The organism is Rhizobium sp. Root1203, from assembly GCF_001424945.1.
In the GTDB taxonomy this organism is placed as follows: Bacteria; Pseudomonadota; Alphaproteobacteria; order Rhizobiales; family Rhizobiaceae; genus Rhizobium.
Genome location: NZ_LMCW01000040.1, coordinates 1 through 17,846 on the forward strand (window position 1 = coordinate 1; position 17,846 = coordinate 17,846).

The 17,846-nt window shown below is 57.0% G+C and carries 18 protein-coding genes and 3 pseudogenes; 12 read left to right on the forward strand and 9 right to left on the reverse strand.

The window, feature by feature from the left end; all coding sequences use genetic code 11:
* The first annotated feature begins 281 nt into the window (after nucleotides 1–281).
* A complete protein-coding gene (locus ASC97_RS26020; RefSeq protein ID WP_057471254.1) occupies nucleotides 282–590 on the forward strand; it encodes a tautomerase family protein in 309 nt (102 codons plus the stop codon).
* A gap of 45 nt (nucleotides 591–635) precedes the next feature.
* The gene (locus ASC97_RS26025) at nucleotides 636–1,022 is read left to right on the forward strand and encodes a DUF983 domain-containing protein (RefSeq protein ID WP_057471239.1); all 387 of its coding nucleotides are present in this window, start codon (nucleotides 636–638) and stop codon (nucleotides 1,020–1,022) included.
* A 208-nt stretch (nucleotides 1,023–1,230) separates the two neighbouring features.
* Here the strand turns inward: ASC97_RS26025 and ASC97_RS26030 are convergent, their stop codons facing one another.
* On the reverse strand, nucleotides 1,231–2,220 hold the full coding sequence (locus ASC97_RS26030; protein ID WP_057471240.1) for a zinc-dependent alcohol dehydrogenase family protein: 990 nt from the start codon (nucleotides 2,218–2,220) through the stop codon (nucleotides 1,231–1,233).
* A 114-nt stretch (nucleotides 2,221–2,334) separates the two neighbouring features.
* On the opposite strand from ASC97_RS26030, the gene ASC97_RS26035 reads away from it, so the two are divergent.
* Complete coding sequence (locus ASC97_RS26035; protein ID WP_057471241.1) at nucleotides 2,335–3,204, forward strand: LysR family transcriptional regulator; 870 nt, start codon at nucleotides 2,335–2,337, stop codon at nucleotides 3,202–3,204.
* 386 nt (nucleotides 3,205–3,590) lie between these two features.
* Nucleotides 3,591–3,763 (forward strand): annotated as a pseudogene (locus tag ASC97_RS26040) (aspartate-semialdehyde dehydrogenase); the annotation flags it as partial.
* A gap of 142 nt (nucleotides 3,764–3,905) precedes the next feature.
* Here the strand turns inward: ASC97_RS26040 and ASC97_RS26045 are convergent.
* Complete coding sequence (locus tag ASC97_RS26045; protein ID WP_057471242.1) at nucleotides 3,906–4,760, reverse strand: LysR substrate-binding domain-containing protein; 855 nt, start codon at nucleotides 4,758–4,760, stop codon at nucleotides 3,906–3,908.
* Entirely contained in the window at nucleotides 4,729–4,956 is a 228-nt protein-coding gene (locus ASC97_RS36415) for a hypothetical protein (protein WP_443216780.1), read from the reverse strand. The genes ASC97_RS26045 and ASC97_RS36415 overlap by 32 nt, the downstream gene beginning before the upstream one ends.
* On the opposite strand from ASC97_RS36415, the gene ASC97_RS26050 reads away from it, so the two are divergent.
* Both ASC97_RS26050 and ASC97_RS26055 read left to right on the forward strand, forming a co-directional pair.
* Entirely contained in the window at nucleotides 4,848–5,555 is a 708-nt protein-coding gene (locus ASC97_RS26050; protein ID WP_057471243.1) for a haloacid dehalogenase type II, read from the forward strand. The two genes, ASC97_RS36415 and ASC97_RS26050, sit on opposite strands and share 109 nt — an antisense overlap.
* Before the next feature lie 10 nt (nucleotides 5,556–5,565).
* Nucleotides 5,566–6,357, forward strand: coding sequence for an aldolase (locus ASC97_RS26055; protein WP_057471244.1), 792 nt, complete (start codon nucleotides 5,566–5,568; stop codon nucleotides 6,355–6,357).
* Nucleotides 6,358–6,383: 26 nt separating this feature from the next.
* Here ASC97_RS26055 and ASC97_RS36420 read toward each other — a convergent pair.
* Together ASC97_RS36420 and ASC97_RS26060 are read right to left on the reverse strand one after the other, a co-directional pair.
* Nucleotides 6,384–6,698 (reverse strand): annotated as a pseudogene (locus ASC97_RS36420) (DUF1206 domain-containing protein); the annotation flags it as partial.
* A 495-nt stretch (nucleotides 6,699–7,193) separates the two neighbouring features.
* Complete coding sequence (locus ASC97_RS26060) at nucleotides 7,194–7,529, reverse strand: hypothetical protein (protein ID WP_156390471.1); 336 nt, start codon at nucleotides 7,527–7,529, stop codon at nucleotides 7,194–7,196.
* Between ASC97_RS26060 and ASC97_RS26065 the strand changes: the two genes are divergently transcribed.
* Nucleotides 7,516–8,448, forward strand: a complete 933-nt coding sequence (locus ASC97_RS26065) for a TIR domain-containing protein (RefSeq protein WP_057471246.1) — start codon at nucleotides 7,516–7,518, stop codon at nucleotides 8,446–8,448. The two genes, ASC97_RS26060 and ASC97_RS26065, sit on opposite strands and share 14 nt — an antisense overlap.
* A gap of 484 nt (nucleotides 8,449–8,932) precedes the next feature.
* Here the strand turns inward: ASC97_RS26065 and ASC97_RS26070 are convergent, their stop codons facing one another.
* The 3 genes from ASC97_RS26070 to ASC97_RS26080 form a co-directional block, all read right to left on the reverse strand.
* Nucleotides 8,933–10,021: an alpha/beta hydrolase gene (locus tag ASC97_RS26070; RefSeq protein ID WP_057471247.1), complete on the reverse strand. Its 1,089-nt coding sequence runs from the start codon at nucleotides 10,019–10,021 to the stop codon at nucleotides 8,933–8,935.
* 272 nt (nucleotides 10,022–10,293) lie between these two features.
* A complete protein-coding gene (locus ASC97_RS26075) occupies nucleotides 10,294–10,740 on the reverse strand; it encodes a cyclophilin-like fold protein (RefSeq protein WP_057471248.1) in 447 nt (148 codons plus the stop codon).
* Nucleotides 10,737–11,954: an MFS transporter gene (locus tag ASC97_RS26080; protein WP_057471255.1), complete on the reverse strand. Its 1,218-nt coding sequence runs from the start codon at nucleotides 11,952–11,954 to the stop codon at nucleotides 10,737–10,739. The genes ASC97_RS26075 and ASC97_RS26080 overlap by 4 nt, the downstream gene beginning before the upstream one ends.
* Nucleotides 11,955–12,052: 98 nt before the next feature.
* Here ASC97_RS26080 and ASC97_RS26085 point away from each other — a divergent pair, with 98 nt between their 5' ends.
* The 5 genes from ASC97_RS26085 (at nucleotide 12,053) to ASC97_RS26105 (ending at nucleotide 17,553) form a co-directional block, all read left to right on the forward strand.
* Nucleotides 12,053–12,940 carry a LysR family transcriptional regulator gene (locus ASC97_RS26085; RefSeq protein WP_057471249.1) on the forward strand — a complete coding sequence of 296 codons (888 nt, stop codon included), beginning with the start codon at nucleotides 12,053–12,055 and terminating at the stop codon, nucleotides 12,938–12,940.
* A 255-nt stretch (nucleotides 12,941–13,195) separates the two neighbouring features.
* Complete coding sequence (gene irrA / locus ASC97_RS26090) at nucleotides 13,196–13,612, forward strand: iron response transcriptional regulator IrrA (protein WP_057471250.1); 417 nt, start codon at nucleotides 13,196–13,198, stop codon at nucleotides 13,610–13,612.
* A gap of 117 nt (nucleotides 13,613–13,729) precedes the next feature.
* Nucleotides 13,730–14,899 (forward strand): arabinose transporter, encoded by a 1,170-nt coding sequence (locus ASC97_RS26095; protein WP_057471251.1) that lies wholly within the window; start codon nucleotides 13,730–13,732, stop codon nucleotides 14,897–14,899.
* 326 nt (nucleotides 14,900–15,225) lie between these two features.
* Nucleotides 15,226–16,635: an MmgE/PrpD family protein gene (locus ASC97_RS26100; protein WP_057471252.1), complete on the forward strand. Its 1,410-nt coding sequence runs from the start codon at nucleotides 15,226–15,228 to the stop codon at nucleotides 16,633–16,635.
* 33 nt (nucleotides 16,636–16,668) lie between these two features.
* A complete protein-coding gene (locus ASC97_RS26105; protein WP_057471253.1) occupies nucleotides 16,669–17,553 on the forward strand; it encodes a 3-keto-5-aminohexanoate cleavage protein in 885 nt (294 codons plus the stop codon).
* Between the two features lie 94 nt (nucleotides 17,554–17,647).
* Here the strand turns inward: ASC97_RS26105 and ASC97_RS35760 are convergent.
* Nucleotides 17,648–17,846 (reverse strand): annotated as a pseudogene (locus tag ASC97_RS35760) (hypothetical protein); the annotation flags it as partial.

Below are 17,846 nucleotides of genomic sequence, written 5' to 3' on the forward strand. Positions count from 1 at the left end.
TCCCTCAGAATGCCGATGATCTGTTCGTCTGTGAAACGGTTGCGCTTCATTCTCTGGTCCTCTCAATGGGCCAGAGCTTACTTCAAAATGGATTATTTCAACGGGGCAAGGTCATCAGCGCTCCAGTTCGCGATATCGTTCGTAATTAGTTGAAGGTGGAAAATCGCGGCAGGCAGATCGCCTTCGAACTGAAGCGATCCGATGCTGTGCACGGATTTTACGGACTTCAGTTCAACCGGGACATCGATAGTGATTGCGTGATTGGCCTGAAGGAAAATCCGATGCCCTTTGTGAATATCAAACTCGTGGATGGTGTATTTACAAGCACGCAAAAACACGCCCTGGCGAAGGCGATCACCGATGTCATGGTAAAGTTCGAAGGCTCAGAGGCGTTTCGTTCGGTGACCTGGGTTCTGATAGAGGAGCTTCACACCGACGGCTGGCATATTGGCGGGCAACCCTTCGCGGGGCCATCCTCACTCATGGACACGCTCGGGCGCTCCAAAGCAGTCTATGAGATGATCGACGGGAATCCCACGTCTCGTGACGAATTTACAGCGGTGTTGCCACCCAAGGCCGAGGCCAGCTAGACTTCTCCGCATTCAGCGTGATTTCGATGGCAAGGGAACAGACACATGACCATCGAGTACAACGAGACTACCAATCCTGCGCTCACTGGGTTCAAAGGGCGGTGTCCACGCTGTCAACGCGGACATTTGTTTAACGGGCTCCTGTCGTTGGCTCCTGCTTGCGACGTCTGTGGCCTGGATTACGCGTTCGCCGACCCGGCGGATGGCCCAGCGTTCTTCGCCATGAGCATCGTTGCTGTTCCGGCACTCGCTTTTGCTTTGTGGCTCCAACTGACATTCGAGCCACAGCTCTGGGTACATCTCGTTTCGACTCTCCCTTTGACTACTGCAGCGTGCGTTGCGCTGTTGAGGCCGTTGAAAGGCTGGCTAGTGTGCTCCCAATACTTTCATAAAGCCGAAGAGGGTCGCATTGATCGGGACTGGCGAGGGTGAACCGCGGCGGGCTGAAACAGGCTTGCTCTCGAACGGGATGGGGCCTAGCGGAGAGCAAGTCCCTCTGGTGACCAGCCTCTCTTTGCCTCCCCGGCCGTCGCAGAGGCTGTCTTCCACCCGCATCGCAAGATGTTTGCGAGCGAGTCAAAGACGGTGGCAGCCTCGCGCCAGGTATGCGGGAAATCAATAGGATTGCGGGGCTAGGCCGCTACGCGATGTCTACGACGAGCTTTCCCTCGACGTTGCCAGCTTCAATCAATTCGTGTGCCGCCATCACATTATCAAGTGTGAATGACCGACCATCGAGACGCGGCATCAACTGGCCTTTTTCTGCAAGGCGCGTTGCCTCCCGCATGATGTCTCCATGATGCTCGCGACCTTCGCCAGTGAGCAGCGGCAGCAGTGTGAACACTCCGGAGTATGTCGCCGCCTTGAATGAAAGCGGGGCGAGGGCATGCGAGCCCCAGCCCAGGCAGCTAACCACATGCCCAAAGCCCCTGACCGCCTTGAACGCGGCGTCCAGGCCAGCGCCGCCGAGGGTGTCGTAGACGACGTCAAATCCATGTCCTTGCGTATACCTGGCGACGTATTCTTCCACGGTTTCCGTGCGGTAGTCGATCGGCGTGGCATTGAGGCTCTTGATGTAGTCAGCCTTGCGGGCTCCATCGACGGCATAGACATCCGCACCAAGAGATTTGCCAATCTGAACTGCTACGTGTCCGACACCGCCCCCGCCACCGAGGACGAGCAACTTCTGGCCTGCCCGGATGCCGACGCGGTCCACGAGGCCTTCCCACGCGGTGATGAAGATGAGCGGTAGAGCAGCCGCTTCACGCATGGAAAGGCGAGATGGCTTGATGGCCAGCAGCCGTGCATCGACGGCCGCAAATTCTGCCAGCGAACCTTGAACGCCAGCCACACCGCCTGTCATTCCGTAGACTTCATCTCCGCGGCGAAAGCCAGTCACGCCTGCGCCGACTTCTTCGACGACCCCAGCAAGGTCGATACCCAGGATTGCGGGAAGAGGATGTTGGGCGTGCGGGGCTGCTCCTTGGCGGATTTTCGTGTCCAGTGGATTTACGCCGCTCGCCTTTACGCGGACGAGCACCTGGCCTTCGCCCGCAGCCGGTCGCGCGATCTGCGCGACGCGGAATTCAGTACCGTGATTTTCAAGAACTGATGCTTTCATCGTGCTCATAGGACTGGCTCCTTTCAGTTGAGTTGATGTCGGCACTTTGCTCTGGAACAATCTGAATGGACATCATATATATCGCATGAAGATCATGCATTTTTGAATGGGCGGTTTGTCATTATGGAATGGAGCGACATCCGTCTTTTCCTCGCAATCGCGAGGGAAGGTACGCTGGGTGCGGCCGGGAGAAAACTGGGCCTGACGCAGCCGACGATGGGAAGACGCCTAAAGGCCCTTGAAGCGGCGGTCGGCCATTCGCTGTTCCAGCGCACACCGGACGGGTTTGTCCTCACAGATGAGGGCACCGTCGCAATGGGGCACGCCGAACGGATGGAGGAGGAGGCGGTGGCACTCCAGCGCCAACTTTCGGGCACCGAGAACACGTTGTCCGGAACCTTGCGGATATCCTGCTCTGACTGGTTCGGGGTTCATGTTCTCGCACCCATCTTTGCCGACTTCCGGCGGGTGCATCCAGATGTAATCATTGAGGTTCTTACTGATTCCAGGCTTTTGAACCTCTCGCGGCGCGAAGCCGATCTGGTTTTCCGCATAAAGCCCTTCACGGAGCCGGAGGTCATCTCACGCAAGCTGCTTCACATACCGTACGGCCTATATGTCGCAACTGAATCGGACGACCCTTCGCCCGGCACTGGAGCGGGGTTAAGTATGATCATCATGGACGAGGCATTTGGAGGCATGCCCGACGTAGCTTGGCTTAAGGGCCGGTTCCCGGATGCGAGGGTTTCAATGCGAAGCAACAATCGCGATGTTCAGGCAAGGTTATGCGCGGGTGGCGCCGGGATGGCCGTTCTTCCGAGACCGCTGGGGGAATCGATGGACGGATTGAAACGTATCGAAGTGTCCGAGGCGCCTCCTGGTAGGGATACCTGGCTAGGATATCACAAGGATCTCCGACGCCTTCCACGGCTACGAGCTCTTATTCAGTTTGTTGGTGAGCAAGCACAATTAAAACACCGACACTATCGCTAAGCCTTTCCGTTAAAAATGCAAAACAGCCGTAATGTCCAAGCCCCTTTTCCAATCCCGCGCGCCGTCGAGATGACGGGGCGACGGTTTGACTCCCTTCATGGCGTTCGCGATGACGCCACCCGCACTTACGGCGCGCGAACGCTGCGCAGGGCATATGAAAGCGCTCGAGCCGCCGGCGGCCGCCTGTAAGTTGGAACAGACGATGCAATGTCGCTCGCGCAACCTGCTGCTTATTATTATCCCGCCGGGACAGGTCTACAACCGCGTCGCATAGTCAGTTTGAATATTTGAGGATGCGGCGGCGAGCCGGAGGAGATGTTATGCAGATTTCTACACAAACTGACCTTTTCATAGCACGCACAGCGTCGTGACGGACCGGAACGACTACCTATGTCTGGCAGGACTATGATCTGGCGCCGGTGTTTCCGAGATGAGAAAATTTCTGGATTTCTGGCAGAAGACGCTCGACGGGCCGCTGCATTCGATCCGTTATTCGCACAAACGGCTCATCGGCCCCAACAAATGGCAGCAGATCGATGGGGAATTCAACCTGCACTGACGCTTCAAAGGTCGTCGCGCCGTGCAGCACATCAGCACTCAGGCTCCCGGGCGAATTAAGGGCGTCGAGGAAGGCATTTTGCACGTCCGCAGCTTGTGCGGGACTCCCTAGTTGGGAACCCAGCAGCAGCAACTGGACACCGCTACCCCAGGTTATCCGCCAAAAAACGGCCGAGAAACTTTGCTTCGTTGGACAAGCTTGCCCGACCTTTGACCAATGCCATCTCGGACGCGGGCTGATCATCAAAGCCATCTGTTGGCCCGAGCTGCCGATGTTCGGAAAGTACTGCATCGGACGGCAACAGACTGATTCCCAGACCGGAAGCGACCGCTGCCTGCACCCCCATCAGTCCTTGGCTGGTGTAGGCAATGCGCCAACGACGACCGCTGCGCTCGATCGCACGGATGGCGCGATCCCGATAGATACACCCGATGGGAAACACCGCGAGTGGCACCGGATCCGTCTCGACCGACCGGGTGGCGCTTTCCACCCAAAACAGGTCTTCCTTCCAGCTCGCGAGACAGGGCCCGTCTCCCGGCTCGCGCTTGATCAGCGCGAGATCGATCTCGCCCGTATCCAGCAGACGGCGAAGCTCGGTGCTCCAGCCGCTTACCGTGTCGAGCCTGATATGAGGCGATGCGGCCGAAAATCCCGACAGCAGGTCGATCAGGCGCCGCCCGGCAAAATCCTCCGGCACGCCAAGCCGAACGGTCCGCGGCGCGAGTGGTTTGCGCATCACCTCGGCAGCTTCCTCGGCCGTCGCTAGTATTCTCCGGGCATAGCTCAGCAACAGTTCACCGGCTTCGGTCGTCTCGACGGTTCCGGTCGATTTATCCCGGCGCAACAGCGAGGTGCCGAAGTTGACCTCCAGCTTCTTGATCTGTTGGCTCACCGTCGATTGCGTGAGGTGCACGCGCTCGGCCGCCTTGGTGAAGCCGCTGCAATCGACCACTGCGGCAAACGTTCTAAGGAGATCTAAATCGAAGCCAAAGCTCATTTGTTTTCTTAATGACGAATATAGGAAGATTTAATTTCTCACTGACATCCGGTTTTGTCAATGTGCGGAAAACCAAGGAGACGAGACATGACGCTTGCCGGTCCCAAGCCCGCCTGGCTGACTTTCGATTGCTACGGAACCCTGATCCAATGGGATGAGGGGCTGCTTGCGGCAATGGACAGGATACTGTCCGCAAAAGGTGGCAATATCGATCAGAAGGCCTTCATCGCGGTCTATGACCGCCATGAACATGCGCTGGAAGAAGAGCGCCCTCACCGAACCTTTGCCGAAGTCAGTGCCCTTGCCCTGGAACGGGCCATGGTTGAATTCGGCCTGCCGTTCGAGCTTGAGGATGCCGAAATCCTCACGTCCTCCATCGGCAAGATGCCGCCGTTTCCGGAAGTCGTAGCAACGCTGGAAAGGTTGAAGGCGGCGGGCTTCCGCCTTGCGATCATCTCGAACACCGACGACGCGATCATTGCCGGCAATGTTGCCCAACTTGGCGGTTTTATCGACCGCGTCATCACTGCCGAACAGGCTGGTGCCTACAAGCCTTCCAGCCAGATCTTCCACCATGCCTGGAAAAGTCTCGAAATCGGTATGGACGACCTAGTGCATATCTGTGCCAGTCCGCATCTCGATCTTGCCGCGGCGCGGGAACTTGGCTTTCGTGCCGTTTGGGTCGATCGTGGCACGGGCCGCAAACCACTCGCTGACTACCGCCCGAATAAAATCGTCCCGACGCTCGACAAGGTGCCTGCCATCCTTGCCGCCACAGGGTGGATGGAGCAATAAGGAGAAAAGCATGGCGCATGAATTGAATGTTTCGAAGACGAACCACACACTTCGGCACAATCTTCCGCTGGATAGCGAGGAGATCTGGCAGGCACGGCGCGATCTTGCCGCTTGCCTTCGCATGGCGGCCCGTCTTGGCCTTGAAGAGGGGATCTGCAATCATTTCTCGGCCGTCGTGCCCGGTCATCACGACCTTTTCATTGTCAACCGCCTCGGCTGGGCCTTTCAAGAGGCGACCGCCTCGTCGCTGCTGATTTGTGATTTCGAGGGCAATGTGATTGACGGTGATGGCGTTCCGGAGGCGACCGCCTTTTACATCCATGCGCGACTCCACAAGATGGCCCCGCGAGTGGGGGCTGCGTTTCACACCCATATGCCGAACGCCACCGCGCTCAGCATGGTGGAAGGCGAACCGCTGGTCTGGGCAGGCCAGACGGCGCTCAAGTTCTACGGCCGTGTCGCGGTCGACGAGAATTACAACGGTCTCGCGCTTGACGAAAGAGAGGGCGACAGGATCGCAGCAGCCCTCGGCGACAAGGATATCCTGTTCATGAAAAACCACGGCGTGATGATCTGTGCACCCAATATTGCCGAAGCCTGGGATGATCTCTACTATCTCGAACGTGCTGCCGAAGTTCAGTTGAAGGCAATGGGTTCAGGCCGCAAACTTCTGCCAGTCGTGCCTGCTGTCGCGGCGGAAGCAGCGCGGCAGATGCGGGAAGGGGACCCGGAAAGTGCCCGGTTGCATCTGGAAAGCATCCGGCGGGTGCTCGATCGACAGGCTCCGGAATACCGAGATTGAGCACATAGGATAGGTGACGCGTTTCGGAGCCCGCGCGCCATCAGGCCATAGATGCAGACCATGCTGACCAGTCCTTTGGCATCGGGATAGCAAATATACCTTTCGAATTTTCACGTCACGCCTTTCGCCGATGTCACCACGCCAATGATGAAGCCGATACCAATGATGATTGCGAGGTAGGAGCCGAACGGCTGGGACATGACCCACTGTGCAAGCCCTTGCGGCGTAGTTTGACCTGGCGAGGACCTCGAAGTTGGGTTTTTGGGGCATGGAGGCTTCCTGACGATGCTGTGTATCAGGAAACGCGTGGCGGCGGAAAAGCTTGTCGGTGATATCTCGATGGATGGCGATCCTCGTGACTAGACACGCCAAGATCTACGGGTCAGCGACGAAGCTCTTCAGGGCGGGTTCGCAAGGAATGGAATTCAGGCGAGGAGTTGGCTGGACAAATCCAGTCAATCGTTCGCCCGCAGATTATTTCGTTGGACGCGACATTGTCGCGTCCATTCAAATAAGCTCCCACGGAGGTAAACGACAATTGATTTCATTTAGTTTTTAAAAATCGTATCCAGCTATTGTTCTCCCGTGCATCGATAAGCTTCTACCAAAAAGCCAAAAAAAGCCTGGCGATTGCCAAGCTTCCAAACGCTACTCCCAATGCTTTTATAAATCACACCTTCGAAAGAAGGTCATCCCGACCTCACCTATTGTGATCGCAGCTTGCACGGCCCCGCGCTTCAGATCGTCCCCTACCTTTTTGGCAGGCAATCCCCGTTAGCGCCCGAGTCGCAGAGAGGAGACATATTGGGCCTCAAACGTCACGATCTGCTTGATTCTTATTTCATCGTTTTCTGCGAGATATGCCCGCGATCGATCAGTTTCATTAGCACGCCAACCCTGAACTGTAACATCTTGCTTGCTTCCCTGAGAACGACACTCGCTTCGGGATTCCGCATCATGGCCAGTCGGCTGATTTCATCGGGATGGAGCCTGGCAGCCAATTGGCCAATTTCGCTGGCATCAAACCGCATTGAGCATGCTTGGCGATCAAGTCGAAGGCGGGCGGCTTTTGTCTCGCGCTTGGAATCGCTGCCAGTGCTGCCAATCTGACCCTTTCGAAAGTTCTGCAACAGCAATACCTGCCAAAGGAGCGAAGCGATGACCGCAAGCAATCTGATTCAGCCGAACGTCTTCGCTCGCTTTGACGGAGACCGCGGAAAAGCGCGGGTTATCGACGCCCTGAAGGAACAGCGAATAATATTGGGCAACAAGGATGCGTCCGAAGAGCTGCTGACCAGAGGGCACCTTTTGACCTTCATGCCCGGGGATCCCCTCATCATGGAGGGAGACTGGTCGAACTCATTATTCTTTATCCTGGCAGGAGCGGTGAAAATTGAGATCAAGGGCTCGCTCGTCAACCAGAGGGTCGCAGGCCAGCATGTCGGAGAGATGGCGATGATCGATCCGGGAAAACCGCGATCGGCACAGGTGACCGCGACCTCGCCAACCGTGGCGCTGGTGATTTCAGAGGAGGACTTTTCAGCTGTTGCCGGCAATCATCCCGATCTCTGGCGTCAGCTTGCCAAAGAACTGGCAGAAAGGCTTCGCGAGCGCTCGAAGGGAATCCGTCAATCACATACCGACCCACACGTGTTCATCGCCTCGGCATCGGAGTCTTGCCGGGTCACCGAGGCTTTCAAAGCAAAGCTTGAGTCTACGGGAGCTAAAGTCACAATCTGGACCGAAGGGGTATTTAGCCCGGGCGACCACACAATGGAGAGTTTGTCCATCCAACTCGACCTTATGGATTTCGCGGTCGCAATCTTTAGCCCGGACGATAAGGTGAAGAGCCGCGGCAAGGAAAAGTCCGCTCCGCGAGACAATACAATCTTTGAACTTGGCCTGTTCGCCGGCAAAATCGGCCGAGACCGATCTTTCTTTGCCGTTCCGGCGAAGGAGCAGGTGAAGATACCCTCCGATCTGGCAGGTATAACCTCCGTGCGATACAAAACCGATCCGATATCAGGATTGGATGTCGACGATGCTTGTGCAGCCATTGCTTCCAGGATCAAGGAGAAAGGCTGCCGGTAGGAGATCGCTTATGACTTTCTTGGCAGATGATGCGCTCGTTTTCGAGAGATGATCGACCGGTCCGACCGTGCTCGGCTCATGATCAGCTTTCAGTACTTTCCTCGGGGGCGTGCGACGATGCATCTCTATTGCTCGCCCGGTTTCTCAAGGAGAACGGCCATGGGATGTTCCAACGAATGTCAGGCAAGCGTGGCGATGATACCCACGTCTGGCTCGAGCAGGGCGGTTTCGTCATTGACATAACTGGAGACCAGTTTCCTACGTAGGCTACGATCGATCCTGGTACAAAGCGTTCGCAGGCAGAGATACCGGGCCTGCGGGACACGGAAGTCTCGATGGTCAGATACTGACCGATCTGAACAGGACCTACTCTACTATCATAAGTCATAAATGACCCGCTGACTGTAAGAGATGCGAGACAATCAGCGACCTACCTACCGGGCGGAAGCAGCGGCACCCACCCGGCAGATCAGAGCGTCAGTTGTTAGACGCTCAGATGCTGATCAAAGAACGACTGCAGCTTGTCAAACGGGATCACATCAACCTTGTCATAAAGATCCGTGTGGCTCGCGCCGGGGATGATCATCAGCTCCTTAGGCTCGGCCGCCGCAGCGAACGCAGTTTCGCTGAAGTAGCGAGAGTGGGCGTTCTCGCCGTGGATGAACAGGACGGGACGCGGCGATATCTCTTTAATATAGCTCAGGATTGGCATGTTCATAAACGACAGCGGGGTGGTTTGCGTCCAGGCGTTGCCGGAGTTGACGGCGCGCTTATGATAGCCACGAGGAGTGCTGTAGTAGTCATGATAATCGACCAGGAACTGCGCTTCACCACCCTTGAGCACGTTGTACGGCGGCTGATAGGCCGGAGTTCCCTTTTCGGCATCTGCCCAGCGTTGGCGGCTCATCTGTTCAAGAGCCTGCGTGCGTTGTTCGAGGGTCACGCTGTCATTGTAACCCTTGGACATGACGCGCGTCATGTCATACATCGTGCTGGCAACCACCGCCTTGACGCGCTTGTCCACCGCGACAGCATTCAATGCCATGCCGCCCCAACCGCATACACCGATCACACCAATCCGCTCACGATCGACCTCAGGGCGAAGACCGATGAAGTCCACCGCGGCGCTGAAGTCTTCGGTGTTGATATCGGGAGATGCAACATTCCGCGGCTCCCCGCTGCTTTCGCCCGTGTATGACGGATCGAACGCGATCGTGACAAAACCCCGCTCTGCCATGGTCTGGGCGTAGAGACCCGAGGATTGCTCCTTGACCGCGCCAAAAGGACCGCTGACCACGATAGCCGGAAGTGCGCCGGCATTCCGGTTTTTCGGCAGATAGAGATCGCCGACGAGCGTGATGCCATACCGGTTCTTGAAGCTGACCTTTTCGTGGTCGACCTTTTCGCTCTTGGGGAAGACCTTGTCCCATTCAGATGTGGTTTGCGCAAAGGCTGGTGCGCCCGCCATGGACGCCACGCTAAGTGCTGCCACACCTACGCCAGTCATCTTCAGCAGGTTGCGTCGCCCGGCGTCGAGGTCGTCGCGGGTGGTGTTCTCGTGGGTATTGCTCATTCTTGTCTCCATCTCAGTTGCGTTCCTAGAAAAGGTAATAGGTGTGGGATCGCTCGATTAGGGCCTCTACTTCGCAAGCGGCTATGAGAAAGTTTCATTAATTGGCGTAGTGGGAAGCCGCTATCCAGTCCAACTGGGCGGAGAAACTACCCGCAGTTGCCCCGCACCAAGCGGTTCGGGGCGTTCGTCCACTCATCTTCCTTGCAGCGGCGGGAGACGATGCTGCGTCAGCTTCGTGCCTTATCAGGTAGCTTCAAAGATATCCGGCCCGGTCACACTGCTTCGATCCGGAGAGGGAATTCGCCACGGGTGAGCAGCGGGTCGAAGCCGCCCTCGAAACGGCCTAAGCGGATCAGTCCCGGCGAATAGCGATAGCTGTCATAGTAGAAGACCAGGTTGCCCCATGGCGCATAATAGCCAATGTCGCCCGGACGGGCGTCGTTGAAGGGATCATCCTTTATTCTCTTCAACTTGCGGGGTAGGTAAGCGATTTTTTCATTCGTGGAATGGTCCTCGATCTTGAGGTCGAGGGGCAGCATTGCCAAAAGATCAGTTGCTGCCGGTTTGTCTTCCAGGGTTCCTGTCAGGCTCATGCCGTTGAAAGTGATCTTGAACTTCATATTGCCAGACTCCGAGCTTTTCGGTTGACCGCGGGAAACGGTTGGAAGGCAAAGCCCCGCAAAGAATGAGGCTGCCAGCATATTGCGGCGGGTAATCATGCGGACCTCCGTGATGAGCGCCATGCAAAGCCGGCAGCGATCGACGAGGCTACAAGGAGGAGGGCGGCGGAAAGGAAAGTAGTCTGCCATCCGGCCTGGTCGAATAGAATGCCGCCGATAGACGCGCCGATCGTGATCGCAAGTTGAATGGTGGCAACTTGCAGGCCACCTCCGGCCTCTGCGTCGTCAGACATTGTCCGGCTTAGCCACGTTCCCCAACCAACCGGAGCGGCTGTGCTGAACAGCCCCCAGCCGAACAGCAGTGCAGCTGTTGCGAAAGTAGACGATCCAAAACCGACGAGGCTGAGGGCGATTGCAGCCATGATCAACGGAATCACGGTCAAGATGATGAACATTCTTCTCTGGAGTAGATTGCTAACCAGGTATGTCCCGACGACGCCAGCGAGGCCCATCACCAATAGAAGCAACGAAAGCGTTGATACGGACACCAACGTGACTGTTTCGAGGAACGGTCGGAGGTACGTGAACAGGGCGAACTGACCCATAAATAGGAAGGCGATGGACGTCATGCCGACTGCGACGTCGGGGCGGAGAAGGAGCCTGAAGACATTGGGCGACCCGACGGCCCGCTCGGGGGGTAGCGACGGGAGGCTTATCCATTGCCAGATGAGAGCGAGAAGGGCCAGCGGAACGACGGCAAAGAAAGCGCCACGCCACCCAATGTAGCTGCCAAGCAGGCTGCCGAGCGGCGCGGCAATGGTGGCTGAAATTGCGTTGCCCGCACTTAACATTGCGAGACCTTTAGGCACCGCATCTTGGGGGACGAGTCGCATCACCACCGCGGTGGACATCGACCAGAAACCGCCGATCGCGACTCCCAGCATAGCTCGCCCGATCATCAACACCGGGTAGGTGGGCGCGAGCGTGACCACTAAACCCGAGATGATGAGAAACACCGAGAACGAGGTAACGACTAGCCGCCGGTCAAGTCGGCGTGTGACGCTGGCGACGAAAAGGCTGGTAAGGACTGCAAAAACGCCGGATATCGATATCGCCTGGCCCGCGTGTCCCTCCGTGACGCCAAGATCGGCGGCTATCGGAGAGAGAAGCGCAACCGGCATGAATTCCGAGGCGATCAGCACCGCCACGCACAGAGCGAGCGAAAACACCGCTCCCCATGCGGCGACGGGTGATACATCTTCAATGTCGGTGAGATCGGATTCTTTGCGTAGTGCAACAGCTTGATTTGTCATGGTCCGAACATAGGCCTTGGCGACCACGATGATTAGCCGTTGCAATTCGCTTGAACTTATCGATGATTGACATCAATCGGATTCGACCGGAACGGCCCATGAAGCGTGAAGACTTGAACGATATGCTGTGGTTTCTGGCGGTTGCCGAGGAACGCAGCTTCACCAAAGCGGCGGCCAAGCTCGGCACATCCCAGTCTACGATGAGCCATACCATCAAGAAGTTGGAGGCCCGAATGGGTTTGCGTCTTCTGACTCGAACGACCCGGAGCGTCACACCGACAGATGCCGGCGAACGCCTGATACGCTCGCTTGCACCGCGCATCGAAGAGCTGGAAAACGAGATTGATGAACTCATGGAGATCAGAGACAAGCCTTCCGGGACGGTTCGGATCACGCTGTCCGATCACGCGTCGGAAACCGTCGTCTGGCCTAAGCTACGCCCCGTGCTGCGCGACTATCCTGACGTTAAGGTCGAACTGAACAACGACAATGGCTTCCGGAACATCGTGGAAGAAAAGTTTGACGCTGGCGTCAGGCTTGGCGAAAGCCTGGACAAAGACATGATTGCCGTGAGGATCGGGCCGGACTGGCGGCTTGTGGCCGTTGGCTCACCTGAGTATTTCGCGTCCCGGACCGTGCCTGTGACGCCCCAGGACTTGGTGAGCCACAGCTGCATTAACCACCGACAATCTCGTTCGGGTGGTCTTTACGCCTGGGAATTCGAAAAGGAGGGTAGGGAGTTACGCGTTCGTGTTGAGGGACAGTTGGTGTTCAATACATCCTATGCCATGATCGATGCCGCGATCGCTTCTTATGGGATCGCTTTCGTGCCTGAAGATCTTGTCAAGGAACACATCGTCGCCGGGACCTTGGTGCAGGTGCTCACTGATTGGTCGCCGTCGTTCGCAGGCTATTACCTATACTATCCTAGCCGGCGGCAGAACTCGCCGGCATTTAGGATCATTGTGGACACGCTCCGTATTTGACAGGCTCGATACCTAAGCGCCGATGACTTTGCCTGTCATTAGGAGCGGCACCGTGTCCCTCGCGACGCCAGCTCACCGAACTTTTCGCCACCGACGTAAATGGATGTCAGGCGTCCGAGGGTCGGCAAATCTGTACTCGGCGCTCGAGTGCGGTAATAACAATTTCTTATAACCAGCCTCCCGGGCCCAGTGACGCGAGCGTGCTAAACGGTGGTGATCTGTTAAAACAGTGTCGAACAGATCCCGGAAAACCAAATGAAACGAATATCCTCGGTCACGAAAGACCTACGAGCAGCAGGACTCAGGCCAACAGAACAGCGCGTGGCGCTTTACGAAATCCTCTTCGGTAATGGCCACCGCCACGTTACAGCCGAGGAGCTTCACGCTGAGGCGCTCGCTAGAGGCATCGTTCTCTCGGTTGCTACCGTATACAACGCTTTGAACGATTTCACCCGAGCGGGGCTGGTCCGCGTTCTCTCAGTGGAAGGCGCTCGCACCTGGTTCGATACCAACACGGCGGACCATCAGCATTTTTATTTTGAGGGCAACGGAGATGTTCGCGACATCGACAGTGACGGTGTCACGATAAGCAACATTCCAGACGCACCCGACGGCTTTGAAATAGCCAATGTGGACGTTGTCGTTCGGCTCCGCCCGATCTCACGCTCGTAGCCTGCAGCTCTGGGCATGCCAACAATTCCAGCCGACTGATTGCAGCTTGGTTCAGTCAATCGGACAAACGGCGATGGGCCACGCGCATAATTGCGCTTACTCTAAACGGCAGTTCCTGTGACCAAAGAGATTTCGTTAATCCCCCTTCTTGCTCCCAAGATGGCAGTAGTTTTTATTGGTTTTCTTGTCGCGGGCATGGCGTTGCCGGTACTGCCGATTCACGTGCACAACGACCTTGGCTTTGGATCGTTCATCGTCGGACTCATCACGGGGAGCCAGTTCCTGAGTTCACTCATAACCAGGGTGTGGGCCGGAGATTTCGCCGACAGAAGTGGCCCAAAGAAAGCGGTTGTCATGGGCTTATGGGGCGCAGCCGCTGCTGGCGTCCTTTACTGGATATCGGCACTCGCCGTTTCAAAGCCGGCCGTATCGGCCGCTGTTCTCATTGCTGGCCGCGGGGTACTTGGAGGCGCAGAAGGCTTGGTTCTCACCGGGGCGGTCGCTTGGGGCCTGGCCACGGCGGGCCCTGCTAACGCGGGTAGGGTGATTGCTTGGGTGGGTACGGCCATGTTCGGTGCGCTGGCCGTTGGGGCTCCACTAGGCACCGCGCTTTTCTCCATTTTTGGGTTCTCGGCGATCGCCGCGGCCACGGCACTCCTCCCATTTGCTACGGTCCTTCTCGTCCTGCCGATGACAGCTGTCGCTGGTCGGGGCAAAAGCTTCACGTCTCGCAAAACCGTGATAGCCGCAGTCTGGTTGCCTGGTCTAGGCTCGGCGCTTTGCAGTGTGGGATACGGCGCAATCCTAACGTTCTCGGTGCTACTGTTCGCCAGCCACGGGTGGACGAACGGCTGGATGGCTGTCACCGCGTTCGCTATCGCTCTGGTAGGTTCGCGGCTTTTCATCGGCCATTTGCCCGACACACTCGGCGGCCCCGTAACTGCGTTCGCTTTCGCACTTGTCGAGGTATTGGGACTACTGCTACTCGCGATCGCTCCCATTCCTGTCGTCGGGATGATTGGAGCGGCGTTTGTGGGACTGGGATACTCATTGGTCTTCCCCGGCTTCGGGGTGGCTGTCGTGCGCGCCGCACCGCCGGAGAGTCGGGGAATGGCAATGGGACTTTACTCTGCCTGCCTAGATTTTGCGTTGGCAGGAAGCGGCCCGTTGCTGGGACTTATCGGCGATAGCGCGGGGTTGCAGATGGCATTCTTCGTGGCGGCGTTCATAGTGTTGTTATCCACGCCTGTGGCCGCCGTGATAATGCGCCAAAGCGCGATACGATAGCCTTGCGTCTTCGATGCCAATCGCGATGTCCGCGTATTCAAACAAGCACTAACACGGGCCGAGTCCTCGAATTGGCCGGCTAGCATAGCGCGTTAGTCGAAGTCTACGCCTTTGGTGAAGCTATATAATTTCAGGCTATGGCTACCGTTGAGCGTAAAGCTTTTGGATTGTGGCTGCCCTCTCAAGCGGCTAGCGTTTCGAGCGCCGGGGAGGACTCGGAGAACATTTTTTGCACGAGAAATGAGCGTGTCGTCCCGTACGTTGCGGCGTCTACCGCAACTCGGCTACGGTCGGCACGCCGTTCGGCTCAAACTTTGGGAGCGGCTATGGGTATCCTTGTTGAAAGACTTGTCTCGTTTGCTTATGGCACAGCGTTTGATCAATTGCCTGGCGAGGTAGTGAGTGAGTCTAGGCGCTTACTGCTGGACTCGATCGGCTGTGCACTCGCGGCAGTCTCGGGAGAAAAGGGGCGGCGGGCGATTGCTGTCGCACGGACTATGACAGGGCCTGCAGAAGTAACTGTTTTCGGTACGAAGGAAAAAATGTCCGCAGCGGCAGCAGTCTTTGCCAACGGGGAACTTATCAACGCACTGGATTATGACTCGCTGATCACTCCGCCGGGGCATGTGGTGCCGTATGTTCTTCCGGCCATCATCGGAACCGCGGAACTAAAGAACCGAACGGGTCGTGAGTTGATCACAGCCGTCGCAATTGCCCACGAGGTATCCGCGCGGTTCGGTAAGGCGATGGGATACTATCGAGACGTCAAACCTGGCGAGAAAATCGACTTTCCCGCGGTGAGTGGCTTCAGTAGCACCATTTTTGGCGGTACGCTCGGTGCGGCAATGCTGCACGGGCTCGACCGTCAGGCAGCTGCCGATGCACTTGGTTTGGCCGGCCACATAGCGCCCGTGCAGACATTGGGGAAATGGGGACGTACGCTACCTGGCAGCGACGACAAATACCTGCTCTCCGGTTGGATAGGCCAAGCGGAACTTCTCGCAGTGATCATGGCCGAACAAGGGTACCGCGGCGATGTCTCGGTATTGGAGGGCGAACACGGTTTCTGGCGATTCATCGGAGCGGGCGGTTGGAAGCCTGACGCGCTTACGGACCGTTTGGGCTCCAGCTGGGTGTTCCCGCAGAACACGATCTACAAGCCTTGGCCTCACTGCAGAAATTCGAACACAGTGCTCGACTGTCTTCAACATATTCTCGCGGAGAACCACCTCCAGCCTGACGAAATAGAAAAGATCGATACCTACTGGGACTCCCATACGGCAACGCTACCCTTGTGGACGACCAAGACTATCGAAACGTTCAGCGATGCCCAGATGAGTACGGCCTATGCAGTCTCCATGGTCGTGCATGGCGTAGAAATCGGTCCGAAGTGGTACGAGAAAGAGACCTTGCAGAACGCGCGATACCTGGCGTTCCTCGAGAAAGTGGTCCTCAACCCACACCCACAGTTCGAAGAGGCACTGCTCGAAGATCCCCAGTCGCGGATCGGGCGCGTCGAGGTGTCTGCCAGGGGCAGAAAGTTCGTTGAGGAACGCAAATATCGCCGGGGGTCACCAGCGACTCCCGCCACGCGGATGTCTGACGATGATCTGGCTGGGAAATTCCGGCAAAACGCCGAGACCGTAATTTCGCCGGTGGCCATAGACCGCGCGATCGAGATGTTGCTGAATCTACAAGATGTCGGCGATGTTTCGGAGATGTGCCGTTTTCTGTGAACCCACATCAAGTTCTAAATTCCGGAGCAATCGATGGGACGAAAAGTTGTGATCACCTGTGCCTTGAACGGCGGGCATGATCCGAGGGTGAATCCGGCGATCCCGATAACGCCAAGCGAAATAGCAAAAGCCGCAGTCGATGCGGCCAAGGCGGGCGCGGCAATGGTTCATCTGCATGTCCGCGACCCCAGTACCGGGCTAGGAAGCATGGAACCGGCGCTTTACAGAGAGACCGTGATGAGAATCCGGGATAGTGGATGCGACGCGATCTTGAACTTGACCGCCGGAGCGGGCGCTCTCTTTTTTCCCTCAGAGACCGATCCTCGTTCGGCAACCTCGAAGTCAACCTTGGTCGGGACGGAAAAAAGGATTTGTCACGTGGAAGAACTGCGACCCGACATGGCCAGCCTACCGATGGGAACGGTGAATCGCGGGGGGCCGATCTATCTGAATTCGGAGAAGTTCATCGAGGATTCCTTGGTGCGCTTTCGTGCCGCCGGGGTAAAGCCAGAGCTTGATGTCATGGACGCGGGTCAGATCGTGTATGCGAGTGGCTTAATCGAAAAGGGTCTGATCGACTCGCCCCCGGTTTTTCAGTTTTGCCTGGGCTGGCCATCGTCTGCCCCGGCTGTTCCCGAATCCCTGATTTATCTAAAAGGCTTGCTACCCAAGAACGCCACTTGGCAAGCCTTTGGGCGAGACCTCGGTTCCTTTCCAGTTGCGGCAATGTCGATTCTTTTCGGCGGGAACGTAAGGGTCGGCTTGGAAGATTCCCCATGGCTGTCCGAGGGTGTGCTTGCCTCCAGCAACACGGTGCTGATCGAAAGGATATTGGAATTGATGGCCACTTTAGATGCTGAGCCAGCCACATCCAGGGAAGCACGAGAGATGCTAGGTTTGCCGCGCAACGCCCCTTAGGAGCGCTTGTTCTGCAAGTATCGCGGGTCTTCATATGAAGCAGGCCGCAGTAATTGCGGCCTGCTCTGAATGATCAAGTCAGCTTCGGCTGGAACTAACGTGCACCCTTGCGGACCTCTTCCTCCATGTTGATCCCATTGAGCTCACCGACGATGTCACTGAGCATGGGCACGAAGTCGTCGCCGTGTCCAATCGCTGTTGGTTTCCACGCAGAACTGAGCCGGTTGGGCGCATAATTTCCATTGAGAATTGAGCCATGTGAACCTTCCCCCCAACGCGGTGAGCGACGGGGG

Coding starts and splice junctions, on each gene's coding strand:
- ASC97_RS26020 (WP_057471254.1), top strand. CDS start 282: ATGCCCTTTGTGAATATCAAACTCGTGGATGGTGTATTTACAAGCACG.
- ASC97_RS26025 (WP_057471239.1), top strand. CDS start 636: ATGACCATCGAGTACAACGAGACTACCAATCCTGCGCTCACTGGGTTC.
- ASC97_RS26030 (WP_057471240.1), bottom strand. CDS start 2,220: ATGAGCACGATGAAAGCATCAGTTCTTGAAAATCACGGTACTGAATTC.
- ASC97_RS26035 (WP_057471241.1), top strand. CDS start 2,335: ATGGAATGGAGCGACATCCGTCTTTTCCTCGCAATCGCGAGGGAAGGT.
- ASC97_RS26045 (WP_057471242.1), bottom strand. CDS start 4,760: ATGAGCTTTGGCTTCGATTTAGATCTCCTTAGAACGTTTGCCGCAGTG.
- ASC97_RS26050 (WP_057471243.1), top strand. CDS start 4,848: ATGACGCTTGCCGGTCCCAAGCCCGCCTGGCTGACTTTCGATTGCTAC.
- ASC97_RS26055 (WP_057471244.1), top strand. CDS start 5,566: ATGGCGCATGAATTGAATGTTTCGAAGACGAACCACACACTTCGGCAC.
- ASC97_RS26065 (WP_057471246.1), top strand. CDS start 7,516: ATGACCGCAAGCAATCTGATTCAGCCGAACGTCTTCGCTCGCTTTGAC.
- ASC97_RS26070 (WP_057471247.1), bottom strand. CDS start 10,021: ATGAGCAATACCCACGAGAACACCACCCGCGACGACCTCGACGCCGGG.
- ASC97_RS26075 (WP_057471248.1), bottom strand. CDS start 10,740: ATGATTACCCGCCGCAATATGCTGGCAGCCTCATTCTTTGCGGGGCTT.
- ASC97_RS26080 (WP_057471255.1), bottom strand. CDS start 11,954: ATGACAAATCAAGCTGTTGCACTACGCAAAGAATCCGATCTCACCGAC.
- ASC97_RS26085 (WP_057471249.1), top strand. CDS start 12,053: ATGAAGCGTGAAGACTTGAACGATATGCTGTGGTTTCTGGCGGTTGCC.
- irrA (WP_057471250.1), top strand. CDS start 13,196: ATGAAACGAATATCCTCGGTCACGAAAGACCTACGAGCAGCAGGACTC.
- ASC97_RS26100 (WP_057471252.1), top strand. CDS start 15,226: ATGGGTATCCTTGTTGAAAGACTTGTCTCGTTTGCTTATGGCACAGCG.
- ASC97_RS26105 (WP_057471253.1), top strand. CDS start 16,669: ATGGGACGAAAAGTTGTGATCACCTGTGCCTTGAACGGCGGGCATGAT.